The sequence below is a fragment of the Psychrobacillus sp. FSL W7-1457 genome, from assembly GCF_038593405.1.
Lineage (GTDB): Bacteria > Bacillota > Bacilli > Bacillales_A > Planococcaceae > Psychrobacillus.
Window position 1 is genome coordinate 2,949,399 of sequence record NZ_CP151993.1, and the last position, 20,433, is coordinate 2,969,831.

Consider the following 20,433-nt stretch of genomic DNA (forward strand, 5'->3'; position numbering starts at 1 on the left):
CTACTTTATTTCTTATTCTTTATTACTAGTAGAAAGTCCTTTATGTTAATCTAATAAGGAGGTGAGATTATGAAAAATAAACCAATTTATGTAGAGACTAGTATCTCTAGCGATATGGAAAAGGTATGGGAGACATCTCAAAATCCCGAGCTACATGAACAATGGGATTTGCGTTTTTCTTCTATCACCTATTTACCCAAAAAAGAAGATGAACCACAGCTATTTGAATATAAAACGAATATAGGATTTGGATTTAGTATTTCGGGTTGGGGGAAAAGTGTCGGTACCTTTCATGCGAAGGACAACTCTAGAACATCCTCGCTGCATTTCGGTACTGCCCAAAAGATCTCTCCTATAAAAGAAGGTAAGGGATATTGGAAGTATGAGCAGGGGCAAGACGGCATCAAATTTTTTACCCAGTATGATTACGATGTTCGTTTCGGGACATTAGGGAAAATGATGGATCGACTATTATTTCGCCCGATGATGGGATGGGCAACTGCTCTTAGCTTTGATGTATTTAAGAGGTGGCTCGAAAAAGGTGACACTCCATCCAATCAGTATGTACGATTCTTCAGTCACTGGCTTATTACCATTCTGTTCTTTTTTGTTTGGGTGTATCACGGCCTCGTTCCAAAATTAATATTAATGCATCCAGAGGAAGTATCAATGACCCAGGGCATGCTTCCCTTAACAGTGAACGAAGCTCAAAATATCGTTTCAACGGCAGGTGCTATCGAAATAATATTCGGTCTCCTATGGCTACTATATAGCAATAAGCGAAGATTACTGAAAATCCAAGTCGTTGTTTTTCCATTACTTACACTCTCCACTTTAATAGGAGACGCCACCGTATTTGGTGATCCATTTAACCCCCTTACATTTAACTTAACGCTGTTTGTTCTATCCGTTATCGGATTGCTGGTTAGTAAAGACATTCCAACTTCCAAAAGCTGTAAGCGTTCAAGATAAGGAGTTTTTCATATGTCTATTTATAAAGAAATGCTTGGAGAACAATTCGAGCGACTGCAGCCAATGCTCAAGCGGCGGTATACTATTTCTTCTGAAAAGGCCTTCCAGGCAACAGGAGTCATGACAAAAATAACTAGTGGTCCGAAATGGTTGTCACCTTTCTTTCGTATAGCCACTCGTTGGAAGTTTTTATTTCCTGAGCAAGGAGAGAATGTACCATTTCAAATCGTTAATAAAGGGCAGCTAGGTCCAAACGGCGAACAACAGGTTCACTGGGAGAGAACGTTTTTCTTCCCAAACCAAACAAGATATTTTAATGCGCTAATGAGCTTAGATAAGAGTAAGCGTGTAGTAAGGGACTATCTTGGGGAGCCGAGCTTGTTCTATTCTGAACTCGTATTCATCGTCACAGAGGAAGGACATCTTCAAATTGAATCTAGTAAACAGCGTCTTGTATTAGGCAAGCTGGAAATCCCCTTACCAAGGCTTTTAAAAGGAAATGTTCTTGTTAAAGAGTGTTATGTAGAAAAGAGAGACGTATTTTCTATTCATGTTTTAATCACTAATCCTTTACTTGGGATACTATTCGAGTATAAAGGGGTGTTTCAAACAGATGACCTATAAAAGAATTGCAATCTCCCATACTATTTTATTTCTCATAGTTGCTGCTTTTAGCGTAGGTCCCTGGTATTTTCTTATGCTATCAGTAGCTCAGATTTTATTTGTTCCGCTCGTCTTAAAACTAGTTATGAAAGATAATCATCTGATTTATTACTTTGTCCTTCCTGCTGTAATAGCTGTTTCTATTTTACAGATTACAGAAGATTCTAGGCTCGATGCCTTGCTCGCACTTATCTACCTACTTTTTACTTTTATTGTGGCCATGTATGGATTTAAACGATTTATGAGTAGAGGATTTACCCACATAGAAGAGTTTGCGATTGATATGGGAATGATGTATTTATTTATCGGCGGGATTTGGTTTGTTGCTTCTGTTCTTGAAATAGATACAGGATTTACTCCTATTTTAACGTGGCTGACAGGAATTCACTTTCACTATTCTTCCTTTTTGTTACCAGTATTTATAGGCTTTTTAGGGCGAGTTTATAAACCTGCCAGCTACCCTTGGCTGACAGCTATCATTTTAATTTCTCCTTTAGTCGTTGCAATAGGAATCACTTTTTCTACACTTTTAGAATTTATATCCGTACTTTTATATATGATTGGAATATATGGTTTTATCGTTCTAGCTATTAAGGCAACATATAAAAACGGCTATCAGAAAAGCCTAGTCATTACATCCTTTGGGGCACTGGGTGTTACTATTCTGTTCTCCCTTTTGTATGCAACAGGGAATGCGTTTGGTGTCTTTGGGGTGACGATAGATTTCATGCTTAAGTTCCATGGATTCTTTAATTGCCTAATATTTGCGTTCGTCGGTATTGTCGGCTGGTCCATTTGGACACCACCGGCACGTTATAAAAAGTTGCAACTTCCTATTAGCAAGATCAAAGGTAAAGGAACTGTTGGTGAGAAAGTTTTAGATGACTATCACATAAATAAGACCTATACGGGCTTGGTCGATGATATGAGCATTTTTATAGATAAAGAGTCACTTCCTCCGATGATTAGCCATTTTTATGAACAAACAATGCACTATCGACTATTTTCCACTGTTTACTGGCATGTTTGGTTCAAGCCTTTTGCCGCATTATACGGTTTGTTTAGTTCAAGAATACAACAGCTAAATCTACCCTTCCCCTCTAAGGAAATGGAGATGACTGGAGATATAGTAGCTATCGAGGATGGACGTACCAATACAAGAGCTTGGGTTCGAAAAATTGAAACAAGCACCATCTTTGTTGCACTATATTCCATACATACTCGAGACGAGGAAACCTTTATGAATATCTCCCTCCCTTTACCATGGTCGTCGATGGTTGGCGTATTAGCATTAGAAGAGCAAGATGGAAAGCTTCTCTTAACTAGCAAAAGTGCCTTAGCGTCTGATGCTGGGATTTACTTGGCCTTTAGAGAAACCATCTTTAAGCTTCCTTTGGAGGAGCAATTTCTTTTAGAGGAGAAAAATGAAATTCTAACTGCCAAACATGAGATGCGTATTTTCTGTATTCCATTTTTGACGATTAATTATAGGGTTTTGTTGAAATAGTATGGAAAAAAAAGATTCCCAGAGATTACGATTCTTTTTATCTATTAAAATTAATTTCATAAGTCATATTTTTTCAATAAAAACAAGAACAATTAATAGAGAATAGTTAATTTTATATGCTTTTATAATTGTAAAGTAGAATTGATTTTCGCTCTAGTCGGACGCTTTCCGTGGGGTAAGCGATAAGCCATCACCCATCGCTTACGCGCGTGGTTGTGATGTCTTATCTGTCTCACTCATCCCACTGGAGTCGCCGCCTTCCGCTACAATCAATAAATTAGGAAATGTTCTTGTTTCATAGGTCTAGTTCTGTTTGATTAAATTGACTCCTATTAGGTGTTATTTACATTTAGATTCTCACACATCCTTAACACTTATGATTTTCCAAATAATTACAGTATTTAAATAATACTAATCTTTTTCATCTAAGGGGATATAAAATTGTACCAAATGATAAAAAAAGCACTTGAACCTTACTTATTAGGAAACGAAGTATTATTCATTGAAAAAGAATTACATAAAGGCAGCTGGAATAGTGACCTACATTACAAAATAGTTGCTGATGGAAAACCATTCTCCGCAAGATTCATTAAGAATAATCGTTCCCCAAACAATATATTTGGAGAAATCTCAAATGATACTTTACTTGAACAAACAAAGTTTTGTCGATTCCTTGTAAATAATAAAATTCCGTTTATACGTTTACTACCCACTTCAGAAGGTTTCCCGTTTACGACAATTACATGGGAATATGAAACCTATCGTTTTATACTTTTAGAATGGATTGAAGGCCAACATATAACTCATTGTGATGCGTACATTGCAGAGGAATTTGGCAAAATTGCAAGAAAGATTCACGATATTTCGAGTTTATATAAAAGTTCTGTCTTCCAGAAGCAATCTCAACTTGTTGGTTACTCCCGATTTGTTGAAAATCTTCGGAATAAAGTTAAAGAATCTTACATTTCAATAGACAATTTAAAAATGGTAGATGAATATCTTGAAATAACTGAATATCATATAGAAAATGCAACGACGAAGCATTTTGACTTTATAATACAATCAGATTTAAATCCACTTAATATTATCTGGGATAAACATGAAAAAATAAAAGGAATTGTCGACTTTGAATCAATTGGCTACAGCGATAGGATTGAGGGATTAGCATGGCTAATCAAATGGTATTCCCGAACAAATGGAATATCTTCGACTGAAATGTCTCCAATTGTCGCAAATGCTTTTATTAATGGTTACAAAATAAATGATGTGCTTTGTGAAAATGATATTAACCGTCTTCCCTCACTTATATGGTTATCTGGTTGCATAAATTGGAACTTCGTAAGAAATACAATTAAAATTTTAGAAACTAATAATGAAGAAATATTAAAACAACACTTAACCGCTTATAAACAACGTGGTGAAAAATTATTGAAATTAATTTCTAAACCTTAGGGTCCTTGTTCAACTAGCGGATACTTAGAAAAAATGTATATCTAATAAAATGAGCTTGGAGATACATTTCCCAGCTCAATTTTAATATTTTTTAAACATAGCTTTTATCTATTAGATAACTTTTCTACAGATATACACCATATTATCACTTTCAGAATCAAGCGGTGTGCCCTTCCAATCCTTATAAACATTTACAATTTCCAGGTTATGTTCTTTTAATAACCTCTCCATCTCTAAGGGATAGGTATATCGTAAGCTGATATTAGTTATCTTTTCATCAATTATTTTTGCACTATGATCTTTATATTTTCGAATGGTTGTGTAATGCTGAATTTGTTTTAATGCATCATAACTGCTGATCGTGTAGACATCTACCTCGTATTCTCCATCCATATAAGTTTTCCAATATTCCTCTGTAGCAGGTTGAAGCAGCTCATTAGCAGAGGGAAATCTTGTATCAAATATAAAAATACCATCTTCCTGAAGATGTTGTTTTATAGAGGATAAAAGTAGATCCTGTGCCTCATTTGTATGGAAATGCTGTATGGAATTACCCACCATATAAATAAACGGACTTCTAATTCCTGCTTGGAAATTTGTACAATCCTGCTGCAGCCACTGTATATCCAAGTTAAGCTTTCCGGCTTTTTTAGCTGCCTGCTCCAACATTCCTTCATGAATATCAATACCTATCAAACTGTGGCCTTCTTTGGCTAATGGTAAGGTCAGCCTCCCAGTTCCACAGGCTAAGTCTATAATTGGACCATTTACTTTCCCTGCCCGTTCTAGTAATAATGGAAGTTCCCCTACGTAATGATTATTTTCCTGATCATAGGCTGCTGGATCATCATATTCCTCTAAATTATCTAGTTGAATGCGATTCGTCATACCAGTTCTCCTTCAACTTGAAGTAGCCAATTCTCTACCCTCTCTAGGTAGTGAGGATTTTCCCATGCGATGATTGTTTCAAGTTCCCCATGCTTCTCCATTTCCTCTTGCACAAATAGTTCTCCAAGGAAATAGCCAAATCTACTGTAGCCGAAGGCATTTACTCCATTTATAGAAAACCAATCACGAGATAATTCATTTCCAGACATTTTTCGATAGTCTTCTATAAATGCCTTTTTTATTTCTTTAACATGCCGTTGAGCAAAATAGAGCCACTCCTCACCTTCATCATCGTAAGTAAAATAAACGGATTTCTTTAAATGAGGAATAATTCTTTCAGATAGGCACGTTGCAATTCCTTCCCTATATAACCAGTTGAATGGATGAGTCCATTGAGCAGTCGTCCAATCCATTCCGGCCCTGTCCGTTAAAATATTTTGCGCCGCATGACCAAACTCATGAGCAACGATTACCCTCAAATGGTTTGGATCCGGAGACAGCTTCTCTAACGCAAAGGTGATATTAGGAATTATTTGCTGGTACGTATATGCATTTGACCCAAAACCTCCGACAATCAAATTGACCTCTACCGGAAAAGAAACTTCGTATAATCGCTCATATTCGTGCACTACTTCTTGAATAATAGGTGTTATATTTTCATGCACTTGTTTGATTTTAAGCAAATTATCAGGGTATTTCTCAAGCGACTGGTTATGTCGTTCCTCGGTGTCTTTGCAATGACGAGGAAAATATTCTGTAAAAATAGCTGGATATTTTTCGTAATAGCCCCTTAAAAAGCTAATCGATGGAGTGTAATTGTTTAAAAAGAAAGGCACCGTATCTATAATCTTCAATTTTGCTTTCCCCCTTTAACTATTTACTACACTTAATAATTAGTGTTGTCGGTATAAGCTGTGCTTTTTCAAAGGAGTACCACCTATTCACATGGCGCTGTACATCTTCCTCCTCTAAGTAAACCTCTTCAATGACTTCCTCGATTTTAAAGCCTGCCTTCACAAGTCTATTAATATAAGTACTCACTTTAAATTGTTGCATGATTGCTTGGGTATCCCAAAAATCATGGTCGTACGGCCCTTCCTCTTGATAGGATTTGTTGAAGAGATACTTCCCATCCTCATGCTTCACTCTGCTATGTAGAGGATGCTCCCAGCTGAAGACAAAAATGCCTCCTGCTTTTAAGTAAGAATAGATATTGGATAATGTTTTGTCTAAATCAGTAGTCCATCCTAGTGCAAAAATCGAATAAACGATTTCAAAATAGTTTGATGGCAATCCAGGATTAGTTTCCATAGGAGATTGAAATAGTTTTACAGAAGATCCATAATCCTTCAATAACTCTTTTGCAGCAGATAGCTGATTGTCTGATAAGTCAATGCCCCAAAGCTCTCCTGCTCCTCTATTCGCCATATATTGTAGGGAATGCCCACTGCCAAAGCCGATATCTAGAACCTTCAAATCCTTTACTTCCCCTAGTAAATTTAAATGTTCTTCACGCGGAGCCATTGGTCCATATTCTGGAAGAGGATTTCTTCCATAAAAACGATTTGCTGACTTTTCCCAGCTTGTTTTGTTTATTTCTAATGTTTTGGTATTCATCTTGTTCCTCCAATTTACTCGTTCCACCACTTTCCGCGGATTTATATTTATATTCGATTATTTATTCTTAAACTCCTTCATAAAACAAAAAACCTGACGCACGTTTTAACGTTGCGTCAGGTTTTTGGATGCCCTACAAAATTATCTCTTCTTTTTCTTAGAAGTTTTTTTGTAATAATTTGTAGTAGAGTCTGTTGTAGAATTATTCGATGAAGCATTCGTTTGTGGATCTGCCACAATAATTTCCTCTTCTTCTGCAAATTCTGTTTCGTAGCTTAGATTTCTGTAATTTTGACTGTTACCATTGCTGGTAGAAGTACTTCTTTCTTCGTCTTCTTGAGCAAACAGTAGTGGTATACAAGCAATTCCGCTTAAACCAACGAGTGCATACACAACACGAGCAAACGCAGAAGTTTGTCCACCAAAAATAGATGCAACTAAGTCAAATTCAAAAAATCCGATTAAACCCCAGTTTAATGCACCAATGATAACTAATGCTAAAGCAATCCGAGATAGTACTGACACGGACCAACACCTCCTTCAATTTGTATAGGTGGAGCTAGGTAGTAAGAATGGAAGGAATTGTTCCTTCCACCCTGAATCTTTAGCGGCGATGTTCAACTAAATCGATTGCCCCCAACACAATATGCGCTAAGCCAAATCCGATAATCGAACTCGTGATTAATGGTGAAATGCTTCTATTGTTCCTAAGCGCTACTCCAGTTGTAGTTACGGCTGTCCCTAAAACTGTTGGTATTAACCCTTCGCGAATACTCTCCATTAAAAACACTCCTCTCATTAATTGCTGTGATTCCTTCATATCTTTTGCAATATCCATCTGTTTATACTGCTCAGTAAATAGTACCCGGGCATGAAAATATCCTTTCTTTTAACAACATTTATCAATAAATGAAATATTTATGTGATATAATCAAGCGAAATATTTTTTAGTCTACTGAAAATTAGTATTAACTGATTGAATCTTATCTTCAGTGGCATACTTTCCAATCTTTTATCAAATATATAAATCGTTGGATATTAAAAAAGAATTTTTAAAAAAAAGAAGGCGAATCATATGTATGGGATAATTGCGTTATTTGATGGTCAGTTAAATAAGCAGATTTTGAAGCTTTGGCAGGAGTTAAAGGATGAATCTATTTCTTCCTATGCGTTTGAGGTAAGTGATCGGAAGCCACATATTACTATTGCAAGTTACAGCAAATTAGATATTAAATCTTTTGTAGATAGCTTAGATAGCTATTTAGAAGATAAAAAAAGTATAGAAATCACGTTTCCTTCTATTGGATCGTTTACAGGATCTGGAACACTTTTTTATGCACCTGTTATTACAGAGGATCTTTTTCATTTCCACAACGACTTTCATACTTATTTTAAGAATTTTAATGACTCACTATCCTTGTATAATCCTGGACAATGGATTCCACACTGTACTATAGCAAATCGTTTATCCAACGAAAAATTAGTAGAAGCTTTCCTCTATTGCACTACTCAAGCTCAGAACATGAAGGGATTTATTAAAGAAATTGCTGTAATTACGTCTATCCCGACACAAGCTCCAGTAATTTTTTCTAAAAAACTTCAGAACATATAAATACCGCTGAGAATACACATCCCAGCGGTACTTATTATTCCTCTATGCTCTTTGTTTCATTCTGAATTAATTCGTTATCCACATAAACTTTTCGACTTTGAAGGGCTATAGAAACTCCTTCTCGTTCTAAAATTTCCATGATACCAAAGTTAATATCCTCTTTTACTTTTAAAAACTCGGCCCATACAGTTGTGTTCGTAAAGAAATACAAGAAGATGTCATAGCCATTTTCTTTAAATGCGTCAAATTTCACGAAAATTGTTTCTGGATGAACACCAGTATGCTTGCTCACTAGCTGTTCAATTTCTTTTACTACAAGCTCTAATTTATCCTTAGGCGTTTCTTGAGATACCCTTAGATTGAAGTTAATTTGTCTTTTCCCCATTTTACTCCAGTTAGTTATTGGCCCATTCGCAATCATGGCATTCGGAACAGTAACAATAGCTTGTGAAAATGTACGGATTTTTGTACTACGAAAAGTAATTTCTTCGACCGTCCCCTCGACATCCGGAGTCAAAATCCATTCACCAATTCTAAAAGGCTTTTCTGTAATAATAACAAAGCCACCTAATAGGTGAGAAAGTGCATCCTTTGCAGCAAATGCGATTGCTACCCCACCTAAGCCAAGCCCCGCTACAAAGCCACTAACATTATATCCAAATTCTTCTGCCACGACGCTAAAGCTAATGACAACAATAATAACTCGCAATGCCTTTGAAAGAAAAGGAATGAGTATATCATCAATATCCAAATTATATCTATTTCTCATTTTAATAAAGAAAGTAGAGGAATCAGAGGACATATTGTATAATCCCCAGCTGATCAGAATAATATAGGAGACTCTTATAAGCACCAGGAATAATTTATTTGTTTCATCAAAATGTGGAAAGAAGCTAGCCGCCACATAAATTCCGACTATGATAAACATCCATTGAATAGGCTTTTCGAAGGACCGAAAAAGGTGCGTCAATGCATCAGTCGGTGTTTTATCACTTAGCTTGATCAATAGGTTAAATACATATTTCGAGAAAATTTTTCTCAAAATAAGGAAAACTAACAGTATGGCAATGGAAATACCAAGGTTCTTCCAAAAGACATACGACATAAAGATAGACAAATCCATAAAAAATACCTCCTAGCAAAATCAACACATATCATACCACAGAATTTTACTATCCTTTAATGATTTGCTGTCGTGGTTGTACATTGTATAAAGGTTTGCCTTTTACTAAGAAAGTTAAACTTTGATATTTTGAAAGAAAATGAACTTGTAAAGGATAAGCTTAAGTCATGATTGTAGTACGACGCACATGTGGTTAAATTAAATTTTTTAAAAATTCAAATAATGTTATAATTTAGGTACAAATGGAGGTTTTAAATATGATAACCAAAATATTTGAATGGATTGGATTTATTATCGTCGGGGTTTCCATCTATGCTAATGCTATTATTCGTGCCGATGGTATTACGTCCGGAGCAGGTATCAATTTAAGTATCATCGGGATGATTACTGGTGTGATTCTTACTCTTACCTTTTTCTTAGTGAGGAAATTAAAGGTAACACAGAATATCTAATTACACGAGATGGGCAATCATTAAAGGGTCTGTATCTATGATACAGACCCTTATACTTTAGCAACATTCTTTTGTGCTGCTGCTTCTAATTAACTTGTGACAATATTGCTTTTGATGGCGTTTGATATTTCACATAGCCGCTAATGTTAGTTATAAAGAGGTCTCCACCCACACCATACTGCCCTCCATACTTGCTATCATATCTGTAGACTCGATATACTTCCCCTGGATTTAATATCCGTTGAAAGACGAGCTTGTCCCCTTCACGCTTCCAAAGGTTGATCTTTTTTGTAATTGTAACAAGTCCAATTTGCCCTTTCTTTAACTGCAAGCCTTTCCAAAAAACAGGTTTTTTAGGTATTATCTCTTCTTCCTTTATAGGTAAAATAGCTACAATACTTGCTTCCTTGCTTTTGTTTTTAGATTTATCCTCAGCAATGGCCGTAAATGTATCTCCTACACTTGGGGCTGAAATCGAGAGCTTGAAAATACCATTTTTATCTGCGAGAGTGTCTCCAATATTCCTAGACATTCGTTTGATTGTTACTTTTGCATGGGCTTCTGTTTTACCACTAATTTGCAATGACTCACTTGTCACATTGTCCAATATCGGCATTGCTGGTGGCGTTACATCTTGGACAGTCGTACTCAGATTAGTGCTCTCTCTTCCTTCTTCATTTTTGGAGTATATAATAATAGAAATACCCTCCTGAAGCTTCCCGGTGTAAACTTTAAAAGTCCCTTTGTCGCTGACTTTTTGGGTGAGTTCCTTAAATGATTCAGCTTCTCTTGAAGTAATATAGACAGTGGTATGAGGATCTGCAGTACCTGTAATGTATTCTGTTTGATCAGTAACACTTTCTATTTCGGGTAGGGTTGGCTTTTCTGTTTTATAAATTGGCATAGTAACTACATTGCTCTTTACTCCCAGTTTGGACTCTGACCAAACCTGTAATTCCTTCAGACCCTTAAGATTTGGAAGAGTAAACGTTAACCACCCCGAAGGTACAACCTCTGCAATTACCTTTCCATGACTAGCTATTACCACCTTATCTTCACCGTATGTATATACTTTCATCTTGTTTGTTTGCAGTGTAATATCCCCATCAATACTAGGGTCGTATGGTTTATAATGTTTGTTTAAAACAGTTAACAAAGTCGAATGGGTAAAATAAGGATCAGTTGCACCTTTAATAGAGTATGTAACGGTTGTAGTCCCTGCTTTTTTTGCTAAAATATTTCCCTTTTTCGTTAATTCTGCCACCTCAGGGTCTGAAAAAGTTACGGTCAAATTACTTGTCTTAATCTCATCTCGCCAATATTCATCACTAATCGAAACCTTTGATAAAATCGGCCCATCATATACATCGCCCATAGACATTTCTATTGGTTTTAGTTTACTTAACTCAAATTGAAAATATCCTATAAATTTTTTAGGATTTTGTTCATCAAAAACATCAATTAAATTATATCCCGAAAACAAGGATTGCAAAACTGGTAGCTTGGTCATTTCACTAATTGAATGAATATAGTTGGATTCCGCATAAATTGTCTCCAATGAAGGAAAAAGATTAGCATGCTCTCCTAGTATATTAATGTCAAAAATTATATTACCATCTATATCTAAATCTTTTAAGTATTGATAAGGTCGTTCTGTTTGTACTAGAGGTGATAAATCAGCAATCTCGTTTCCTCTAAGATTTAGTTTTTCAATCGAGGGAAATAGAACCGAAAGCTTCTCGGCCCCTTCAATCGAAGAAAGTTCATTTTGACTGATGTCTAAACTTTTTAGGTATACCATGGGTTCCTTGATCGCACTAAACAAGGAACTAGCATCCCTATTTGATATCTTTAACTCCTCTAATCGTGACATATTATTAAGATAATCATAATTGGCTTCAATATTAAATAATCGAAGTGTCTTAAGCTCTGTTAACTTTTTCAAGTCATCTCCATTAATGATTTTAGGTTCATCACGAAAAGCAACGAGAGTTAATACCTCTAAATTAGACAGAGACTGTAAGAAACGAGAGTCCCCATTAAAGTCCACAAATAATTTTTTCAACTGCGGTACATTTGTTAATGCCCCATAATCAGGAATTGAGACGTCATCTAAAGCCAATGACGTAAGCTGTTTCATCCTCTCAATTCCAGCCAGTGAAGTAACTTGACTTCCACTTAGTTGGAGCGTTTGTAGGTTTTTTAATAAAGAAATGGACTGTATCGGTTCATTATTAGTAGAGTTAATCACTAATTCCTTTAAGTTCGGCAGAGTTGCTAATGGAGAGAAATCATTTGAGTATGTACTATATAATTTTAAACTCTCTAGACTTTTGATATTGGCTAGTGGTGTAAGGTCAGCAATGCTTTGCCCACTTGCATGAGTGTTTTCAATATTTAACTGTTTAATATGTAAACCTTCCAGTCCCTCCAGACCTTTAAGAGTCCTGACCTCCCCAGCATATCCGTTCCCAAGTGTTAAGATTCCATTGTTGTTCTCTAAACACGTGGAAATACGATCGATGGTTGTATTCTCGTGAAATTGACTGTCACATAAGTTAACATAAGTAGCTAACTTTTCTTGTAGTAGAGGATCCTCTAGTTGTATAACTTTGTTTCCATTTAAATCAGAAGCATATACTGGTGAATGTAAACCCAGTAAAAATAATGCAAAAAAAGTGGTTAAGATAGTATGCTTCATGTTAGAGTTCCTCCAAAATTTTATATATTCTCCTTATTATCTTAGAATAATATAAAAATAGATATAGTTTAAATTAGTTCTAAAGCACTGAATTAAATTTTAAAATTTCATCAATCGCTCTATCTCCAATTTCTGAATTTTGTTACAATATTCTCATTCCAATGTTAATATTTATATAGGAGGAAGTTATACTTGATGGAGAAAAGTGAAAAAGAAATTCTATTGCTAAATAGCAACAAAGCCTTTGAATCTTTGCTTAAAATAATTGAATCTATACCGAGTAGAAAAAGGGGTACCTCTATTGAGACAAATGAAAGAGATAAGAACTTTCGTGATGTGTTAATGCATCTTTACGAATGGCATGTAATGCTGGAGAGATGGTATAGAGAAGGTATGGATGGAGACATTCCTTTCATGCCAGCACCCGGTTATAAATGGAATACTATCAAGCTACTAAATCTGCAAATTTGGGAAAACTATCAAGAAGTAACGTTAGCTCAGGCTATAAAAAAGGTGAGGTTAAGTCACAAAAGAATAATGGATTTAATTGAATCACATACCAATGAAGAAATTATGACGAAAAGATATTATAAATGGACGAAAACAAGTAACTTACACAGCTATTTTGCAGCAAATACTTCCAATCATTACAGCTGGGCAATTAAAAAATGTGAAACTATTGGAATGTCTATAGCCTGCTCATAAAGAAAGGGGAATTCCAATGAATTTAAAGCATTTTCTTTCTAGCGTTTCAATACCGTTTTCTATTATTCTATTTTTATTTATTGATGAATATATATACGACTTGCCTACTTTAATGGGAGCCTTATTGGGAGCCCTCTTTGTCGCTGTAGCTATTACAGTTATTCAATCTATATCTTTACTAGACAGAGAACTAAATAAATATACCTATGGAACTTTATGGATATTAACTTTGGTTTGTATACTAGGTTCATTTTATCTCTTTGATTTGTAATAATAGTTACTCAGTTTAGCGCAGTTATGTAAATTTTAGGTTTTGCATCCCCAAAATAAAAAAAGACGGCAGTGAAACTATCACTCCATCTTTTTTTATATTGCTTAATGATTAACTATCTCAAGTACCTCTTCATGTATATTCATTGCATAGTTGTATAAACGCTCATTGATCTGTTCTTCTAAATTTCTATATTCTTCATCTGCTCTCTCCACTACAATTAGGTACTCCGCTTCTAGTTTTTCAAAATAAGGATTCTCAAAACCACTATTTTCTAGGGTTAAGTATCTCTTCAACATTTCTTCTAAATAGGCCTTTTCGATTTTTGCATAATCCCCCGCACCAATCAGCTCCAGCATTTTAGTCAGTCGACTGACGTATTTTTGGATACCCATTTCTTGCATCGTTTCTGATAACCAAATGAGCAAGGCTTCATGGCCTCCACTTTCCATTTCACAAAAGTAACTAAATAAAATAAATATGTCATCCTTTTTTTCATTTTCGGTCGGAAAAGCATAGTTTCCATAAGCAGCAGATAAAACAGCATTCCAAATATCATCATTCGTTTGTAACTCACTTCGATTTACTTGCATTTCTCAATCCTCCTGACTGCCGTTTTAGTAATCTATACTTTTATATCGATTCTATCTATATTTCGGATAGCAAGATATGCAATAACTAAGCCGATTAATGCCAGTGACAAAGGTATAACAAATATATCATTCAATGAAAATCCACCATTATTACTGGTAACTAACACTACAATTAGAATAGATGTAATAATTGTAGAAGGTATGGAATATTTCTTCATACCAAAGTAAAGAGGAATTAGAGCCATACCAGAAGCTGCAACTGCATACATCACTACACTAACAATATGTTCTTGAAGAAGCGAAGCCGTTAGCGTATCAGGAATTAGCTGATAGTTTACACTAACGAAGCAATAGACTGATGTAATAAATAGATTTGAAATAATGATCCATGTAAAAGTAAATATAAATACAATAGCAAGCTTTGCCGTTATTATTTTTTTCCTACTAATTGGATACATAAATAACGTTGTAATGGTTTTATTTTTGAATTCTCCTATTATTAACTTCGCTATTAATGTTGCAGCGAAGATGATAAAGGTTCCCCTCACAAATGAATCTATAACCGTTAAGACCTCCTGGTAATTTACAAAGTCCTGGTCACCTTCTACTTTAGATATAAACGCTATTAGAAATATAAACCCGAGAATAACAAAATTAGCAATTACAGCGTTAACCGAATAAGAGCCCAGTTTAAACTTTTTCATCTCTAGCTTCATTAGCTTAAACATTTACTACACCCCCATTGACTAGCTTTAAGAAGTAGTCCTCTAATGTACTTGTCTTTTTACTAATAGCCTCTATTTCAATATCGTGTTCATACAAAACCTTGGAAATCATTTGTGGCGTGAGCGTTGAATCGTATATACGGATACAATGATCGTCTACTAATTTAAAGTTAACTAAATGTAACTTCTCACTTAACAGGAAGGAAGTTTTCTGTATGTCTTGAACAACCAGCTCAATATAGTCCGTTTGACTACGAGTTAATTGTTCTAGTGATATTTCTTGTATAAGTTTGCCATTGTTGATGACTCCAATTGTGTCTGCTAATTGTTCTATTTCTCCTAAAATATGGCTAGAAACAATAATGGTAATGCCATATTCCTTTGAAAGCATTCGAAACAATTCTCTCATATTCTTAATGCCCTGAGGGTCTAGTCCGTTTATTGGTTCATCTAGAATAAGCAATTCCGGCTTTGTGATAATTGCACGTGCAATACCAAGCCTTTGCTTCATCCCCAGAGAAAATTCTTTTACTCGCTTGTCTCCTGTGTTCACTAGACTAACCATATCTAATACTTGCTCTATTTCTTTTTGGTTATAATAACCCATGTAATCGCAATGAAGCTGAAGTGTTTCGCGTGCAGTCAGCTTATCATAAAAAATTGGATATTCAATTATTGATCCAATTCTTTTTAATACTTCGTATGATTGATCGGTTAGCCTTTCACCAAATATCTCTATTTCTCCATTCGTCGGTTTGATGAGATTGGTCATCATCTTCATGACGGTTGTCTTACCTGCTCCATTTGGACCTAAAAACCCGTAAATTTCTCCCTTTCGGACATTCATATTAACAGAAGAAACGACTTCCTTACCTTCGAATACTTTTGTCAGATGATTTGTTTTCAATATATATGACATTGAATCCTCTCCCTCTTCGTTCTATTCTTAGTATAGAAAACGAACCTCTCTTTTTTATTACTTCCATCTTACGAATTTCTTAAGTTATGCTTTAACGTTAAAAAGTAATTCGCTTCAACGTTGCAGTAAAAATCGTCTTTTCATGAGGGATGCTTGATAGATGAATAGAGCCTCCCATTATTTCAAGAAGCCGCTTGGTAATTGTTAAGCCTAATCCACTGCCTTGGAAATGTTTATTCCTAGAATCGTCCATCGTATATGTTCTTTCAAAAACCCGATCGATATGATACTCTTCGATTCCTTTTCCCTTATCCCAAATATCAATATAAATATAGGACTCATCGTATCTCAACGCTAACCCGATGTTTTTACCGTCTGCGCCATAGGTTAATGCATTGGATAATAGATTGTTTAGAACCCTATCTATTGCCTCCTCATTACCAAATGCATATAAATTGTTTTCTGGTATCTCAATTTCAACATGCATGTTCTTTGCTGTTATCAGATCATAGAAGGATAAAATGTTCTTACGACATATTTCATTTATGTTTACCTTAGACAATGGGTATTGTTGGTCTCCTGCCTCAATTTTCGCCAAGTCAAAAAAGGTATGGATAATTTTAAGTACTTCATTTGTTTTAGTATGTAGTTTAACAAGGAGCTGTTGGCGTTCTTCTTCCTGTAGGGAGGGTGCAATTTCTAGCATTTCAATATAGCCTAAAATGACAGTTAACGGCGTTTTCAAATCGTGTGAAACATTAGAAAGCATTTTTCGCATGGACTCTTCTAGCCTTGTATGAGTTGCAAGTATTTTTTGTTTTTCGTCTAATAACTCATTAATTGTATTCAATAGTTGCTGGAGCTCATCATGCTCGGTATGCACTAAAACTTTTTCTCCTGAATTCTCTTGGATGATGCTATGAAGCTTTTGGTGCGTATAGGCAATACTAGAGGTGAGATTTCTTTTTTCTTTGTACTGGAAACCAATGAAAGCCAACAACAAAATAATAGTGGAAGATAAAAGGAGTACCATATTAAAAACCTTCCAGCTTATAGCCAATTCCCCACAAGGTTTTTATATACCTCGGGTTTGATGGTTCTTCTTCTATCTTCTCTCTAAGCCTTCTCATATGCACATTAATGATATTCTCATCCCCGTAGTATTCATCATCCCAAACCAACTGATAAATCTGCTGTTTAGTAAATACACGGTTTTGATTGGAAGCAAATAGTTTTAAGATAGCAAACTCTTTCGCAGTGAGCTTTATTTGTTCCTTTCCCTTCGTAACCATAAAGTTAGTAACATCTATCTTCAAATCCCCTATTTCAATTACATCCTCGATTACTTGTTGTTCCCGTGAATATTGTGTTGCTCTTCTTATCGCAGCCTTTACTCTTGCAGATAGCTCTAGTAATGAAAAAGGCTTGGCAAGATAATCATCAGCCCCTAAGCCCAATCCTAATGCCTTATCCACATCGCTATCCTTTGCCGACATAATTAATATAGGCACAGCACTAGTTTCTCGAATGATCCTCAAAACTTCTAAGCCATCTAGCTTTGGCATCATAATATCTAAAATGATCAAGTCAAAGGCAGAGGATTGATTTTGCTTAACCGCTGCTTCTCCATTGTTCACAGTTGTAATGATAAAACCCTCACTTCTTAAATATTTTTCAACCATTTCACTAATAGATTCATCATCCTCGACCAATAAAATTCGTTTAGACATTTGTTCCACCTCATTCAGTTCATTTTCTTTTAATGATAGCTAATTTATGGAAGTAAATATATATAAAACTAATTTTTCTTACTGTTTATTTTAATAAGCTGAGCAAATTTCATTAATAGCATTTTACAGATTAAACACGAACATTAACTATGTATTGATTGTACTGACAGGTGTAGGCTGATCGCTCACCCTGCGGAAGGTGTCCAGCTAGATGTAAAATCAGTTTTAAAATATGTTCGTGTTAACTTAAAGCTAAATTCAAAATAAAGTAAAAAAATAATATAAATCGATCTATTGATTTGTTCCCTACTTTCTATATAATAAATTCTTGTGTTTCAAAAAAAGAAGAAAAGGATGGGGATAAATGAAAAGAACCCTTACAGCAGTTTTAGCATCCGCAATGCTATTATTATCTGCGTGCTCAGAGAACTCAGATTCACAAGCGGAGGTTAACAAGGAAGTAGACACAAAAGCGTCAGCCGAAACTACTGTGGCAGTTAAACCAACTATGATTAAAGGCGAAGACTATGATGAAAATGGCGGTGCTGATGCCTATGCAGAAGCTGGCGATAACAAAGAGTCTCGTTATTTTAAAACACCTGATTTTTACAACATAAAATCAGATGATCAATTACTACTAATCGAAAATTTCCAAACGATGCAGCAAACAACGGAATGGTCTTGTGGACCTGCAACCGCATTAATGGTTGCTAACCATTTTGGCTTCACAGACATGACAGAAATGGATATTGCTGAGCAAATGAAAGCAATGACCGACTTGGACACTCCAGAAGCTAAGCCTGGTTCTGCAAACAACTTCCCAGAATACGGGTCAGACGTTAGCCAGCTCCATAATTTCTTTACTAGTCTAGAAGGCTTTAAAGTGGTAGAGACAAGCTATAAAGTGAATTATGCAGCAGAAGATCTAATTCAAGAAGCAGATGGTGCAACCGGAAATAATGTAGGAAACCTTCCTGCTACTTTCGCATGGAACAGCTTATATGCTTCTGAAAATAGTGAAACGACTGAAGCATGGGTAACAGATGCTAAGGATAGCTACTTTGTTAAATGGTTAACTGGCCACCTTTCTAATGACCGACCAATTATGGTTGAGTGGGCAGATTGGGACGGACATTGGCAAGCCATCATTGGATATGATAATAATGGCACACCAGGTATTGGTGATGATATGCTTATCTTTACAGACCCGTATGATACATCTGACCATTGGCAGGACGGATATTACTTCTATCCGTTAGAAAGATGGTTCGGAATGTGGAACGATCGTAACATTGCACCGAAACCATTCCAATTACAGCCTTACATCGTTGTGGATTATACTAAATAGATTTAAAAGAGAGTTATGACATTGTCATAACTCTCTTTTTTTCGTTAATACTTCTAAAGTAACCACTGAACAGATCCCGAAAATCTGTCGATTGCTTTCATTTCTTCAATTTCATATGATAATAAGGCAACTAGCCAACACGTTGTTCAGTGTTTTATTAAAAAAGGAGAATGCTACGTGACTAAAAAATATATGTTTATGTTTGGTTCATTGATTATAGCTTTAGGATTGGTAATTGCGGCGCTAGTTACCAATGACGATATAGTTACATATCTCATTATATTCTTTGGGATTGGTTTAGCTCTTGCTTTGCTACGTATTTTCGTAAATAACTCTATCAAAAAAATGAAGGGGAAAAGTATCTGGACAAAGCTTCTCTTCTTCGCAGTTCTCTTAGGTTTTGGTCTACCATTCCAAAACTGGTTCCGTAAAGATGTGATTTTTGCGATGGATTCCGATTACATTGTTCGATGCATCATCATCACTGTAATGGGAATTATCTTTATGACGTTCCTTTTTGGGATGCTGTTCACTAAAAAACGTCAGATGCAGGTTGAAGTGGATAAATAAACAGTAAAAAGAGCAATCACTTTTTTAAAAAAATTTTTTACTGTGGTATAGCCTCTGTTAATTATTTGTATAGTAGAGTTGATCTCCGCTCTCGTCGGACGCTTTCCGCGGGGGGAGCGATAAGCCATCACCCAACGCTTGCGCGCGTGGTCGTGATGTCTTATCTGTCTCCCTCCTCCCGCTGGAGTCGCCGCCTGTCGCTACAATCAATACAAAGTAATTGTTCATGTTTAATTGGTAAATTGCTATTTATGAAATTGACTCAAGCAGTGAAAAAGCGTTTGCTGTTTTTTTAAGGAGATATTCTTATATAAAATCATTGCCTCTTTTTGAACAAGCATTGTCAAAAGGGTCTATTTTACTAGTGGTTCATTATAACAAGCAGTAGTTAGTAATACTTTCCCCCTCGCAAAATAATTCAATAACTCTCTATACTATGTAAAAACACGTCTAATAATAAAATCATTTTTTATTTGGCTATGTTTAAAAGTAGAGGTTTATTTAAGACAAAAAAATGAACTGGGAGATCTCCTCCAAGCTCATTTTAATTTGATTCCCTCTTTACTAAAGCTACCCGTTACCCGT

General features: G+C 35.5%; 22 protein-coding genes. 10 read left to right on the forward strand and 12 right to left on the reverse strand.

Features of this window, described 5'->3' with window-relative positions:
- Positions 1 to 69: 69 nt before the first annotated feature.
- The 4 genes from NSQ95_RS14395 to NSQ95_RS14410 all read left to right on the forward strand — a co-directional run bounded on the left by NSQ95_RS14395 (position 70) and on the right by NSQ95_RS14410 (position 4,594).
- Positions 70 to 972 carry a DoxX-like family protein gene (locus NSQ95_RS14395; protein ID WP_340882610.1) on the forward strand — a complete coding sequence of 301 codons (903 nt, stop codon included), beginning with the start codon at positions 70 to 72 and terminating at the stop codon, positions 970 to 972.
- A 12-nt stretch (positions 973 to 984) separates the two neighbouring features.
- Positions 985 to 1,596, forward strand: a complete 612-nt coding sequence (locus tag NSQ95_RS14400) for a DUF4166 domain-containing protein (protein WP_340882609.1) — start codon at positions 985 to 987, stop codon at positions 1,594 to 1,596.
- Complete coding sequence (locus NSQ95_RS14405) at positions 1,586 to 3,142, forward strand: YndJ family protein (protein ID WP_340882608.1); 1,557 nt, start codon at positions 1,586 to 1,588, stop codon at positions 3,140 to 3,142. Before NSQ95_RS14400 ends, NSQ95_RS14405 begins: the two co-directional genes overlap by 11 nt.
- A 450-nt stretch (positions 3,143 to 3,592) precedes the next feature.
- The gene (locus NSQ95_RS14410) at positions 3,593 to 4,594 is read left to right on the forward strand and encodes a phosphotransferase (RefSeq protein WP_340885878.1); all 1,002 of its coding nucleotides are present in this window, start codon (positions 3,593 to 3,595) and stop codon (positions 4,592 to 4,594) included.
- Positions 4,595 to 4,705: 111 nt separating this feature from the next.
- On the opposite strand, the gene NSQ95_RS14415 is transcribed toward NSQ95_RS14410, so the two are convergent.
- From NSQ95_RS14415 to NSQ95_RS14435, 5 genes are all read right to left on the reverse strand, one after another.
- On the reverse strand, positions 4,706 to 5,482 hold the full coding sequence (locus NSQ95_RS14415) for a class I SAM-dependent methyltransferase (protein WP_340882607.1): 777 nt from the start codon (positions 5,480 to 5,482) through the stop codon (positions 4,706 to 4,708).
- Entirely contained in the window at positions 5,479 to 6,336 is an 858-nt protein-coding gene (locus NSQ95_RS14420) for a hypothetical protein (RefSeq protein ID WP_340882605.1), read from the reverse strand. The genes NSQ95_RS14415 and NSQ95_RS14420 overlap by 4 nt, the downstream gene beginning before the upstream one ends.
- Before the next feature lie 19 nt (positions 6,337 to 6,355).
- The gene (locus tag NSQ95_RS14425; protein ID WP_340882604.1) at positions 6,356 to 7,099 is read right to left on the reverse strand and encodes a class I SAM-dependent methyltransferase; all 744 of its coding nucleotides are present in this window, start codon (positions 7,097 to 7,099) and stop codon (positions 6,356 to 6,358) included.
- A gap of 141 nt (positions 7,100 to 7,240) precedes the next feature.
- Positions 7,241 to 7,624 carry a DUF378 domain-containing protein gene (locus tag NSQ95_RS14430; protein WP_340882601.1) on the reverse strand — a complete coding sequence of 128 codons (384 nt, stop codon included), beginning with the start codon at positions 7,622 to 7,624 and terminating at the stop codon, positions 7,241 to 7,243.
- A gap of 79 nt (positions 7,625 to 7,703) precedes the next feature.
- The gene (locus tag NSQ95_RS14435) at positions 7,704 to 7,880 is read right to left on the reverse strand and encodes an asparagine synthase (protein ID WP_144539033.1); all 177 of its coding nucleotides are present in this window, start codon (positions 7,878 to 7,880) and stop codon (positions 7,704 to 7,706) included.
- A 294-nt stretch (positions 7,881 to 8,174) separates the two neighbouring features.
- On the opposite strand from NSQ95_RS14435, the gene NSQ95_RS14440 reads away from it, so the two are divergent.
- On the forward strand, positions 8,175 to 8,711 hold the full coding sequence (locus NSQ95_RS14440) for a 2'-5' RNA ligase family protein (RefSeq protein ID WP_340882598.1): 537 nt from the start codon (positions 8,175 to 8,177) through the stop codon (positions 8,709 to 8,711).
- A gap of 34 nt (positions 8,712 to 8,745) precedes the next feature.
- On the opposite strand, the gene NSQ95_RS14445 is transcribed toward NSQ95_RS14440, so the two are convergent.
- A complete protein-coding gene (locus NSQ95_RS14445; protein WP_340882596.1) occupies positions 8,746 to 9,834 on the reverse strand; it encodes a mechanosensitive ion channel family protein in 1,089 nt (362 codons plus the stop codon).
- 257 nt (positions 9,835 to 10,091) lie between these two features.
- On the opposite strand from NSQ95_RS14445, the gene NSQ95_RS14450 reads away from it, so the two are divergent.
- A complete protein-coding gene (locus NSQ95_RS14450) occupies positions 10,092 to 10,286 on the forward strand; it encodes a hypothetical protein (protein ID WP_251555842.1) in 195 nt (64 codons plus the stop codon).
- Between the two features lie 85 nt (positions 10,287 to 10,371).
- Here the strand turns inward: NSQ95_RS14450 and NSQ95_RS14455 are convergent, their stop codons facing one another.
- Positions 10,372 to 12,987 (reverse strand): Ig-like domain-containing protein, encoded by a 2,616-nt coding sequence (locus NSQ95_RS14455; RefSeq protein WP_340882592.1) that lies wholly within the window; start codon positions 12,985 to 12,987, stop codon positions 10,372 to 10,374.
- Positions 12,988 to 13,179: 192 nt separating this feature from the next.
- Here NSQ95_RS14455 and NSQ95_RS14460 point away from each other — a divergent pair, with 192 nt between their 5' ends.
- Together NSQ95_RS14460 and NSQ95_RS14465 are read left to right on the forward strand one after the other, a co-directional pair.
- A complete protein-coding gene (locus NSQ95_RS14460; protein ID WP_251555848.1) occupies positions 13,180 to 13,692 on the forward strand; it encodes a ClbS/DfsB family four-helix bundle protein in 513 nt (170 codons plus the stop codon).
- Between the two features lie 16 nt (positions 13,693 to 13,708).
- On the forward strand, positions 13,709 to 13,963 hold the full coding sequence (locus tag NSQ95_RS14465) for a hypothetical protein (RefSeq protein ID WP_340882588.1): 255 nt from the start codon (positions 13,709 to 13,711) through the stop codon (positions 13,961 to 13,963).
- A 104-nt stretch (positions 13,964 to 14,067) separates the two neighbouring features.
- Here NSQ95_RS14465 and NSQ95_RS14470 read toward each other — a convergent pair whose 3' ends face one another.
- The 5 genes from NSQ95_RS14470 to NSQ95_RS14490 form a co-directional block, all read right to left on the reverse strand.
- Complete coding sequence (locus tag NSQ95_RS14470) at positions 14,068 to 14,556, reverse strand: hypothetical protein (RefSeq protein ID WP_340882585.1); 489 nt, start codon at positions 14,554 to 14,556, stop codon at positions 14,068 to 14,070.
- Between the two features lie 32 nt (positions 14,557 to 14,588).
- On the reverse strand, positions 14,589 to 15,284 hold the full coding sequence (locus tag NSQ95_RS14475) for an ABC transporter permease (protein ID WP_340882582.1): 696 nt from the start codon (positions 15,282 to 15,284) through the stop codon (positions 14,589 to 14,591).
- Positions 15,277 to 16,200: an ABC transporter ATP-binding protein gene (locus NSQ95_RS14480; protein WP_340882579.1), complete on the reverse strand. Its 924-nt coding sequence runs from the start codon at positions 16,198 to 16,200 to the stop codon at positions 15,277 to 15,279. Before NSQ95_RS14480 ends, NSQ95_RS14475 begins: the two co-directional genes overlap by 8 nt.
- A gap of 97 nt (positions 16,201 to 16,297) precedes the next feature.
- A complete protein-coding gene (locus tag NSQ95_RS14485; RefSeq protein ID WP_340882576.1) occupies positions 16,298 to 17,233 on the reverse strand; it encodes a sensor histidine kinase in 936 nt (311 codons plus the stop codon).
- 1 nt (position 17,234) lies between these two features.
- A complete protein-coding gene (locus NSQ95_RS14490) occupies positions 17,235 to 17,930 on the reverse strand; it encodes a response regulator transcription factor (protein WP_340882573.1) in 696 nt (231 codons plus the stop codon).
- 364 nt (positions 17,931 to 18,294) lie between these two features.
- On the opposite strand from NSQ95_RS14490, the gene NSQ95_RS14495 reads away from it, so the two are divergent.
- Complete coding sequence (locus tag NSQ95_RS14495; protein WP_340882571.1) at positions 18,295 to 19,278, forward strand: papain-like cysteine protease family protein; 984 nt, start codon at positions 18,295 to 18,297, stop codon at positions 19,276 to 19,278.
- Positions 19,279 to 19,455: 177 nt separating this feature from the next.
- Positions 19,456 to 19,848: an MFS transporter permease gene (locus NSQ95_RS14500; RefSeq protein ID WP_340882568.1), complete on the forward strand. Its 393-nt coding sequence runs from the start codon at positions 19,456 to 19,458 to the stop codon at positions 19,846 to 19,848.
- Positions 19,849 to 20,433 lie beyond the last annotated feature (585 nt).

Coding starts and splice junctions, on each gene's coding strand:
- NSQ95_RS14395 (WP_340882610.1), top strand. CDS start 70: ATGAAAAATAAACCAATTTATGTAGAGACTAGTATCTCTAGCGATATG.
- NSQ95_RS14400 (WP_340882609.1), top strand. CDS start 985: ATGTCTATTTATAAAGAAATGCTTGGAGAACAATTCGAGCGACTGCAG.
- NSQ95_RS14405 (WP_340882608.1), top strand. CDS start 1,586: ATGACCTATAAAAGAATTGCAATCTCCCATACTATTTTATTTCTCATA.
- NSQ95_RS14410 (WP_340885878.1), top strand. CDS start 3,593: ATGATAAAAAAAGCACTTGAACCTTACTTATTAGGAAACGAAGTATTA.
- NSQ95_RS14415 (WP_340882607.1), bottom strand. CDS start 5,482: ATGACGAATCGCATTCAACTAGATAATTTAGAGGAATATGATGATCCA.
- NSQ95_RS14425 (WP_340882604.1), bottom strand. CDS start 7,099: ATGAATACCAAAACATTAGAAATAAACAAAACAAGCTGGGAAAAGTCA.
- NSQ95_RS14435 (WP_144539033.1), bottom strand. CDS start 7,880: ATGGAGAGTATTCGCGAAGGGTTAATACCAACAGTTTTAGGGACAGCC.
- NSQ95_RS14440 (WP_340882598.1), top strand. CDS start 8,175: ATGTATGGGATAATTGCGTTATTTGATGGTCAGTTAAATAAGCAGATT.
- NSQ95_RS14445 (WP_340882596.1), bottom strand. CDS start 9,834: ATGGATTTGTCTATCTTTATGTCGTATGTCTTTTGGAAGAACCTTGGT.
- NSQ95_RS14450 (WP_251555842.1), top strand. CDS start 10,092: ATGATAACCAAAATATTTGAATGGATTGGATTTATTATCGTCGGGGTT.
- NSQ95_RS14455 (WP_340882592.1), bottom strand. CDS start 12,987: ATGAAGCATACTATCTTAACCACTTTTTTTGCATTATTTTTACTGGGT.
- NSQ95_RS14465 (WP_340882588.1), top strand. CDS start 13,709: ATGAATTTAAAGCATTTTCTTTCTAGCGTTTCAATACCGTTTTCTATT.
- NSQ95_RS14470 (WP_340882585.1), bottom strand. CDS start 14,556: ATGCAAGTAAATCGAAGTGAGTTACAAACGAATGATGATATTTGGAAT.
- NSQ95_RS14475 (WP_340882582.1), bottom strand. CDS start 15,284: ATGTTTAAGCTAATGAAGCTAGAGATGAAAAAGTTTAAACTGGGCTCT.
- NSQ95_RS14480 (WP_340882579.1), bottom strand. CDS start 16,200: ATGTCATATATATTGAAAACAAATCATCTGACAAAAGTATTCGAAGGT.
- NSQ95_RS14485 (WP_340882576.1), bottom strand. CDS start 17,233: ATGGTACTCCTTTTATCTTCCACTATTATTTTGTTGTTGGCTTTCATT.
- NSQ95_RS14490 (WP_340882573.1), bottom strand. CDS start 17,930: ATGTCTAAACGAATTTTATTGGTCGAGGATGATGAATCTATTAGTGAA.
- NSQ95_RS14495 (WP_340882571.1), top strand. CDS start 18,295: ATGAAAAGAACCCTTACAGCAGTTTTAGCATCCGCAATGCTATTATTA.